General features: G+C 46.2%; 9 protein-coding genes. 5 read left to right on the forward strand and 4 right to left on the reverse strand.

Annotated elements, in window-relative coordinates:
- On the reverse strand, positions 1-1,551 hold a 1,551-nt coding region (locus ACTIE6_RS10955), incomplete at its 3' end, for a carboxypeptidase regulatory-like domain-containing protein (RefSeq protein WP_439556669.1).
- Between the two features lie 360 nt (positions 1,552-1,911).
- Positions 1,912-2,277 (reverse strand): hypothetical protein, encoded by a 366-nt coding sequence (locus ACTIE6_RS10960; RefSeq protein WP_439556670.1) that lies wholly within the window; start codon positions 2,275-2,277, stop codon positions 1,912-1,914.
- A gap of 351 nt (positions 2,278-2,628) precedes the next feature.
- Here ACTIE6_RS10960 and ACTIE6_RS10965 point away from each other — a divergent pair, with 351 nt between their 5' ends.
- Entirely contained in the window at positions 2,629-3,288 is a 660-nt protein-coding gene (locus ACTIE6_RS10965) for a ferritin-like domain-containing protein (protein WP_439556671.1), read from the forward strand.
- Positions 3,289-3,316: 28 nt separating this feature from the next.
- Positions 3,317-4,141 carry a ferritin-like domain-containing protein gene (locus ACTIE6_RS10970; protein WP_439556672.1) on the forward strand — a complete coding sequence of 275 codons (825 nt, stop codon included), beginning with the start codon at positions 3,317-3,319 and terminating at the stop codon, positions 4,139-4,141.
- Between the two features lie 62 nt (positions 4,142-4,203).
- Here ACTIE6_RS10970 and rbsK read toward each other — a convergent pair whose 3' ends face one another.
- Positions 4,204-5,103, reverse strand: a complete 900-nt coding sequence (gene rbsK, locus ACTIE6_RS10975; RefSeq protein WP_439556673.1) for a ribokinase — start codon at positions 5,101-5,103, stop codon at positions 4,204-4,206.
- A gap of 128 nt (positions 5,104-5,231) precedes the next feature.
- Between rbsK and ACTIE6_RS10980 the strand changes: the two genes are divergently transcribed.
- From ACTIE6_RS10980 to ACTIE6_RS10990, 3 genes are all read left to right on the forward strand, one after another.
- Positions 5,232-6,152, forward strand: coding sequence for an NmrA family NAD(P)-binding protein (locus ACTIE6_RS10980; RefSeq protein ID WP_439556674.1), 921 nt, complete (start codon positions 5,232-5,234; stop codon positions 6,150-6,152).
- 57 nt (positions 6,153-6,209) lie between these two features.
- Entirely contained in the window at positions 6,210-7,055 is an 846-nt protein-coding gene (locus ACTIE6_RS10985; protein ID WP_439556675.1) for an endo alpha-1,4 polygalactosaminidase, read from the forward strand.
- A 191-nt stretch (positions 7,056-7,246) separates the two neighbouring features.
- The gene (locus ACTIE6_RS10990) at positions 7,247-8,011 is read left to right on the forward strand and encodes a LytR/AlgR family response regulator transcription factor (protein WP_439556676.1); all 765 of its coding nucleotides are present in this window, start codon (positions 7,247-7,249) and stop codon (positions 8,009-8,011) included.
- A gap of 268 nt (positions 8,012-8,279) precedes the next feature.
- On the opposite strand, the gene ACTIE6_RS10995 is transcribed toward ACTIE6_RS10990, so the two are convergent.
- A partial coding sequence (locus ACTIE6_RS10995) for a hypothetical protein (protein ID WP_439556677.1) occupies positions 8,280-8,538 on the reverse strand: 259 nt, incomplete at its 5' end.

Here is an 8,538-nt window from a genome sequence, read left to right on the forward strand (position 1 = left end):
ACGTCCGTTCATTTCACTGCCGTAAACTGACTTCATGCGGTTGAACATCACGTCAATACCGAAAGTAAAGTTGATTTTACCCGTGTTATAGTAAAGGTTGTTGACTGCCTGGTAAACCTGTCCTCTGAACCATTCGGGAGAAAAACGCTGACCACCGATCTGAATATTGGTGATATAGTTGTTTGTTCCCGAAGTGGAGTTGATATTTTCAACAATGGCGCGTGGAATACCGGCAGATGGAAGCTCCGAGCTCGGGATTACCGCTTCATACTGATACAAATGCTGCAATTTGAATTCGTTCGTAACTTTTGGGTTCACGATCGTACGAAGTGATGCCATAATGCTGTTATTGAAACGCTTACGGTCAATGTAAGATTCGTATGCATTGATCGACGTGTTATCCCCCTCCGACAGTTTGTCATTTTCCGTAATCAGGTTATTGCGGAGCGTCAGCAGGTTTTTGGAATTCAACTGCCAGTCAATTCTTGCAAAAATCGCGTCAGTACCTTTTTTCTTGCCAAAAGAACCAAACTGCGGACTGTTGGAAACACCGTATTTTGATCTTGCTATGTCAAGGAATTTGTCCAGCGTTTCCTGCGTCACCTTGTTAGCCGCCACGTCCGCGTCAGATTGCAGGTTGGCGATAAAAAGCGGACGGGAATCTGCCTGATGGTCCCAGGCTACGAAGAAATGCGCTTTGTCTTTTTTCAATGCACCACCCAGCGACAAACCGAATTGATTTGTCGAGAAATCCTGCGTTCTTTTGTTTCCTCTCAAATCATAACCGCTTGAAAGCCAATCTGCACGCATGAAGTTAAATATACTACCAGTCAGCTTGTTTGTACCCGACTTCGTTACAGTGCTGATCGTTCCACCACCAGCGCGGCCGAGTGTTACATCGTATTCATTGGTAACCACCTTGAACTCACGGATAGCCTCCATGGAAATCGCGTAAGCACCTCCGGTTTCGCCACCTGCAATCGTGCTGCGTGAGGTCATACCATCAATGGTATAGTTGGTAGAGGATCCCAGCTGACCGCCCAGGCTGTTACCGTTGCTCAATGGCGAGAGTTCTATAAGGGCGGTAAAATTCCGCCCGTTTACCGGCAGTTTGGTAATGTCTTTTGCAGTAATGCTGGTAGACGCCCCAAGGCTGACAACCGTGTTTTTCAGCGAGTTGGCTTTGATATCAACCGCCTGCAATTCATTTGCAGCACTTTCCATGTCGAAATTCAGCCTGAGCTGGTCACCTTGATTAAGTGCGTAACCCGTTTTCTTTTGTTCTCCAAAACCAATAAATGAAACTGTGATGGAGTAAGGTGAACCCAATGGAAGCTGCTTGATAATGTAATCACCATTTACATCGGTAACTGTTCCGGCCTGGAAACCGGTAGATTCATTCCTGACCAAAACGGTCGCGCCGACAATCGGCCCTGCTTGTACTTCGGTGACTTTACCGATGATTGTCGCTTCATTGCCCTGTCCGAAAATGTCGGGAGCGATGAAGAACATTGCGATGGTCACAAATAGTCCTGTAATTAATCGATTCATTTTTTGTGAGTTAGATGAGTAATTGTTGTGGTATTAAGAAGATGGAGTTACATGATCGACAGCGTGCAGGCGAGGTTACCTGCAAGTGACGTTCACAATTGACTGTACCGCTATGCTATATACGCTACGGTTTCGAGGTGTTTTTTCAAATTCGTTTAATCCTGTTTTAACGCCCGCAAAAGTAGATAGTCAATGTTAAGGCTGTGTTACCGGCGGATTAAGGGTTAGTTAATGTTCCGTTATCAGGAATAAGGAAAATCGGGCGGCTATAAAACAAGGAAAGCTGCCCTGTGTAGGGCAGCTTTCCTGTATCTTGACTTAACTATGAATTCAGCTAAGGTGATAGAATTTTGTGTCTTATTAATTTTTGGCTTCTCTCGTTGCTTCGATCGGGAACTCGCCGTCATTGGTTACTACGATTCCTTTCAGCGTGTCGCCTTTTTGTACCATATCAATGGTGATCATCGAACCCTGAAAATCGAGCTTGAAGTTGACCTTATCCTGGTTGATCTTCAATTCCATCATTTCTGACTTGTCCGTGCTTCCGAGATAACCCGAAATTTTCCCGCCTTTATCTTCAAATGTCATTGTACCCGATTCATACTCGGGCGGCACATTGGATACGGTGTATTTCCAGGTGCCTACCAGGGTGTCGGCAGCAAACCGCGCTGCGACAAATAGCACGCTCACGCCGAGCATTGCGAGTAAAAGAAAATTCTTTCTCATAGACTAATAGTACTTTAAGTGTAAAAAGATATAAAAACAAGAGATTCAAATGTAGAAAAAAAGGATTGAGAAAAGGAAATGCACGACATTATTTTGATTTAGTGTATCAGCAATGAAATGCATTATTTACCCGCAACGCGTATTGGTATAGTTATACGAAATGTATGCTTACGAAACTTAATTCTGTGTTTCGTCTAAATACAATACATTTACTCCCAAAAGCTCTAAGAAAGTTCCTATTTTTTCTGATCCGTTTTCCCGGCTGTCTCGTAGGTTTCGGTAATTGAAATTTCTCTCAACAAAACCGGATTTGCCGTAATGGAAAACAACTTACTACAAAATGCTGGCCCAATGCTTGAAAAGGTAAATCGGCGCTACTTTTTAAGATCAGCAGGAGTCGCTGCTGCCACTGGTGCCTTCATCATGGGATGTACATTGGACGATCACAACCTTCCAGGCGAAGTAGTTGATCTTGGAACAGGCGATATCGGAATTCTGAACTATGCATACGCACTGGAACAACTCGAAGCAGCTTTCTACACGCAGGTGATGATGTCTCCGTATGCGGGAATGACCGACGAGGAGAAAACAATCCTGACCGATATCATGTACCACGAAATCGTACACCGTCAGTTCTTCAAAGCTGCATTGGGTGCTGCTGCGATCAAAGGACTTACTCCTAATTTCGACGGCATCGACTTCAACAGCCGTGCAAGTGTACTTGGCGCTGCCAAATTGTTCGAAGATACTGGTGTTCAGGCTTATAATGGCGCTGGAAACCTGATCGAGAATGTTAATTATTTGCTTATTGCCGGTAAAATCGTTTCGGTTGAAGCGCGCCATGCTGCTGCAATCCGTGATTTGCTGAACCCTAATTCAGCCGATTTCTCTGGTGACGATGTGGTTGATCCTATGACAGGTTTTGACAAAGCAGTGAAGCCAGGTGTGATTTTACCAGCTGTACAGCCTTTCGTTAAGAACACGATCAGCGGAAGCGGTTTGCCTCAATAATTAACAACTCTTACAACTTCGGAACAAAATGAACATATTTAATATACTCGAGCAATTCGAAAAATTTGATGGTGACGCGGTAGAGCGTATCGGATACACATCCCGCCGTTTTTTCTTTAACAAAGTAAGTGCGAAAGTAGCTGCTGCTGCTACGCCTGCTTTCCTGGCTGGTGCTTTCAACAAAGCATATGCACAGTCGGCTGATGCAGTTGCGGTACTTAAATTTGCATTGACACTTGAATACCTGGAAGACGAATTCTACAAAGTAGGAAATGATACAGCTGGTTTAATCCCTTCCATGTACAAGCCTGTTTTCATGCAGATCAGCAAGCATGAAGATGCGCACGTAAAATTTTTGGAAAAAGCGCTTGGCCTGACACCAGGACAAGACAAACCAAAGTTTGACTTCACAGTAAACAAAACTTACGATACTTTCACCAACTTTGATACGTTTGTGTTCCTTTCACACGCGTTTGAAGATACTGGTGTTCGTGCTTACAAAGGTCAGGCTGGTACTTTGATCAACGATCCACAAATCCTTGAATACGCATTGCAGGTACACTCAGTTGAGGCACGCCACGCATCTATTTCAAGAAAAATCCTTGCTAAGATCAGAAACAACAAGGCGATCAAATCCTGGATCACATTGGATGAAGGATCACCTGCACCGGTTTACAAAGGATCAAACAGCGAATCTACGGTAGTTCAGGCCGGCGCTAACCTGCTTGATCTTGATCTGACGGGTATCCCTGACACAGGCGATACCAGATTCAAAGCTGCGACTGAGGCTTTTGACGAAATTTTGACGAAAGAAGAAACTTTCGCGATCGCAATGCCATTCATCGTTCCTTGATATGTAATGCAAAAGTGAAGTTGGAGTGTGAGGAAAACAGGCTGTCTTTGAGGCAGCCTGTTTTAGTTTAAGGCTATTTCATTCCGGTAAGGCATGGCGCTCTGCGCTCCCATTCTTGTTACACTGATCGCCGCAGCACGGGTAGCAAATTTTACCGCGTTGCTTAGCGGCATGTTTTCAGAAAGAGCCACTGCAATCGCGCCATTAAAACAATCTCCTGCTGCCGTAGTGTCCATGGCATTAACTTCCGGAGAAGCTATCCACGCGCTGCTTTCCGCCGTTCGCAGGTAAGCGCCTTTTCTGCCGAGTGTTATAATCACGTTGTTACAACCTTTTCCGAGCAGGATTTCCGCGGCTTGCTCAATAGACGCAGGGTCTGAAACCGGAATGCCGGTGAGCAGCTCGGCTTCGGTTTCGTTCGGGGTGATGAGGTAAATATCAGGATAAATAGCTGCGGGCAGGTTTTGCGCGGGCGCGGGATTTAATATGATCTTTGCTCCCTTTTGGTGTGCCGCTGCGATTGCCGTTTCAACCGTTTCCAGGGGAATTTCGAGTTGCACCAGCAGGATATCTTCGGCGGAAATGGCTGTTAGCCCAAGCTCCGCATCCGCCGGGGTGAGCTGGTTATTGGCTCCCGGCGCTACCGTAATGCAGTTCTGTCCATTTTGGTCTACGTTAATCAGCGCAACACCCGAAGGCGCAGTGTCGTCCGTTAAAACAAAATCAGTGTGGATCTGCTCCCTGCGGAACTGCTGCATAGCCTGGGTACCGAAAAGATCATTACCTACTTTACAGATAAAAGTTACATTCCCTCCAAGTCGCGCCGCTGCTACTGCCTGGTTGGCGCCTTTTCCGCCTGGCGTCATCAGAAAATCCCCTCCTATTACAGTTTCACCCATCGCAGGCAACCTTTCTGACTTAACCACCATGTCGGTGTTTGAACTTCCTACGACGTAGATCATGCGTATACTGCGGTTGGTTTTTGAGAATTGCATTGATATTACTGCATGCAATTTAATGTGATTCGTTGAGCGGGAATAATAATTATAATGTAATGGACAGCAACATACCTACTACTTCGAACTAAGAAATGGATTTTAAAACAGATACAAACGCCACCAACTTCATTGTCGTAGCTGGTGCGACGGGCCAGTTGGGCGGCAGGATCACACACTACCTGCTTCAAAAAGGTGCACGGGTGAAAGCAATCATTCGCAAAGGCAGTTCAAACCCCAGTGTGAAGTCGCTGCGGGCGACAGGCGCTGAAGTAGTTGAGGTTGATTTTGCAAATATTCCCGAACTGGCCAGCGCAATTACCGGGGCTTCCTGCGTCGTATCTGCCCTGTCAGGCTTGCGGGAGGTGATTATCAATGCACAAACGGAATTGCTGCAAGCCACGGTTTGGGCAGGCGTTACCCGGTTTATTCCATCCGATTATTCCATTGATTATACCAGATTGCAGCCCGGCTCCAACCGAAACCTTGACCTCAGGCGCGAGTTCAGTGAGGTAGTTGATAAATCGGGCATACAGGCTACGTCTATACTCAACGGGATGTTTACCGATCTGCTCACTGGTGAAGCGCCATTGATTGTACCCGCATTGAAAAAGGTTATGTACTGGGGAGATGCCGATCAGCCGCTCGATTTTACCACAATCGAAAACACCGCCGAATATACAGCCGCCGCAGCGCTGGACTCGGGTACGCCAAGATACCTTCGCATTGCAGGAGAAGTGGCATCGATCAAGGATTTGGCCAGAGCAGCGACTGAGGCACACGGAAAAGCTTTTGGTACCTTTCGTGTAGGCGGACTCGGGATGCTGGGCACGATGATCAAACTTACCCGGACCATAGCCCCGCAGGAACAAGAAACCTTCCCGGCATGGCAGGGAATGCAGTACATGCACAATATGTTTACCGGCTTGCCGAAGTTGAACCCGCTGGACAACAACCGCTATCCCGGTATTCGCTGGATTTCCGTCAAAGATATGCTGAAAAAAGGAAAACAGTAGGTCAGACAGCAATAAATGTGGGCGGAAGACGTCTAAATTGTAAATTCAACTTCCTCCATGCTGAGAAAATTTACATTGCTCCTGGCTGCGTACCTGTTTGTGGCAGCCTGCCAATCTGATGATGCTGAGCCCGATAACAATATTGTTGACGGTAGCGAGCTGCCAAATGATAAAACAACCTGGTGGAAGCCGGCAAACGGCGTTTCTTTCGACTGGGATCTTGACGAGCTGAATGCCGGTGATCAGTTTTCGGCCGATGTGGTTGATGTGGACGCATTTACTACGACTGCGGAGCAAGTGGCCGCATTGCACGCTCAGGGTAAAAAAGTGATCGCGTATATGTCGGTAGGTACGCTTGAAGATGACCGGCCTGATGCAGGGTTACTTCCCAGGGAAGTGATCGGGAAAGTGTATCCGGAATGGCCCGAGGAAAGGTGGCTGGATATCCGGCAGCCTGAAAAGCTGAAACCCTGGCTTAGTTCAAGGCTTAGAATGATCATGAACAAAGGATTTGACGCAGTGGAGCCGGATAATCTTGACAGCTACGACAATGAAACTGGATTTGATATTTCCATAACGGATACTCGCCGCTACTGCGACTACCTGATTACGCTTGCGCATCAGAATGGGTTAGGTATCGGACAAAAGAACGTTCCTGACCTTGCACCGGATTATGCCGCTAAATTTGACTGGCTGCTGACCGAAGATGCTTTCGAACAGGGCTGGCAGGATCAGGTTCAACCATTTACCGCATTGAACAAGCCTGTATTCGCTGCGGAATATACGGATATGACGAGCAGGGCAGTTTTTGAAAACAACTTCTGTCCCAAAGCAAAATCGCTGAAAGTATATGTGGTCTTGAAACACAGAAATCTGGATAAATGGGCAAGTACCTGTCCGTGATCATTAACCATGCGCTGCCGGGGTTGAATGTGAATTTTTCAAGCAAACTTGTCGAAGTATTTCTGCAATAGCGATTGACATTAGAAGAATTAAAGATTAGGTTTACTTAAGGTTATATTGGGCCTGAGAATAAAGACACTATAATTCATCCTAAATCCTTGAGTTAGCAATGCTAACAAGCTTTTATCGATATGAGCGTAGCTGCAAAAATTCTGATCGTAGAGGATAACCCCTTGTTGTCAAAGCATCTGGAAGTTGATTTGGGCGGCAAGGGTTTTTCAATCAGCGGAGTGGCCAGGAACCTTACCGAAGCAGTTTTCATCATGAAAAAGCAGAGTGCCGATCTCGCTTTGATCGACATGAAACTGGATGGTCCCGAGGATGGCATCGCAACAGCACAGGAATTGTTGCGCATTAAATGGATACCGATTATCTACATTACCGGCGAGGACGCTTACGAAGAAATAGCGGAACGAAGCCAGTCTACCTATCCTGCCGCTTTCCTCGAAAAGCCGGTGCGCTCCAACGAGCTGGTGGTGCAGATCAACCTGGCACTGCACAATTTCCAGGCGGGAAATTTACCGGCTGCCAAAGCAAATCAAACCGAGCACATCGTATTTTTTACCGACAAGGAACATATTCAGGTAAAGCAGAATAACATTCTTTTCATTGAGGCAGACGGACCCTATGCGAGACTCTACCTGACCACTGAGGAATTTGTAAAGCTGTATCCCGGCAAAACATATAACTACATTCACATCTCTCCCAACATTGGCAGGATCTTCCCGGAACTTAAACCGACATTTTTCAAGCTGTCGCGCAAGCACGTGATCAATCTCGACCATATTACAAGAATGAGCGCGTCGCAAATTGTAATGGGAAACCACATCATCCCCATTCCGGAAGGCAGAAGACCGGAGCTGATCGCGGAACTGAATGTAGTTCGCAGCAGGTAGATTTACTTCGTTAGCTAAAAACCGGATTTAATACGAAAAAAACGGAGGCTGGTTAAATTCCCGTTGAGCGAAGCGGTGTGCAGTATACATTTACATTACGTAAACGCTCTTTATCCGCGTAAGCTCTCCTTAATCAGAATGTAAGTCGTGCATTACCCCCGGGTGCTGCACGATTTTCTTTTATAGGCTAACCCCTGCCACTTACTCAAATATGACGGGTAAGCGAAGTATGCAACTAAGTCAAGTATTCAAGCAATAACTACGAGAATCAGTAGCTTCCAGCCAGCTTTTTATTCAGGAAAGTGCTGATATCCAGCTTGTAGATGCTGTTATTCTTTTTATAATACATCTTTCTATCATACACAGGCGAGTTCGCCGGGGCACTGCATTTGGCTGCTACGTGCAACGCTGTCCGGTCCAGGATAAAAGTTTCCTTGCGATTTCCCACGAATATATAACCGTCTGTTTCCAGGTACTTCAAATAAACCGATTGTGAGTCTACTTTTTCGAACTTTTCAAAATCATTG

The sequence above is a fragment of the Dyadobacter sp. genome, assembly GCF_051859145.1.
GTDB lineage: Bacteria > Bacteroidota > Bacteroidia > Cytophagales > Spirosomataceae > Dyadobacter.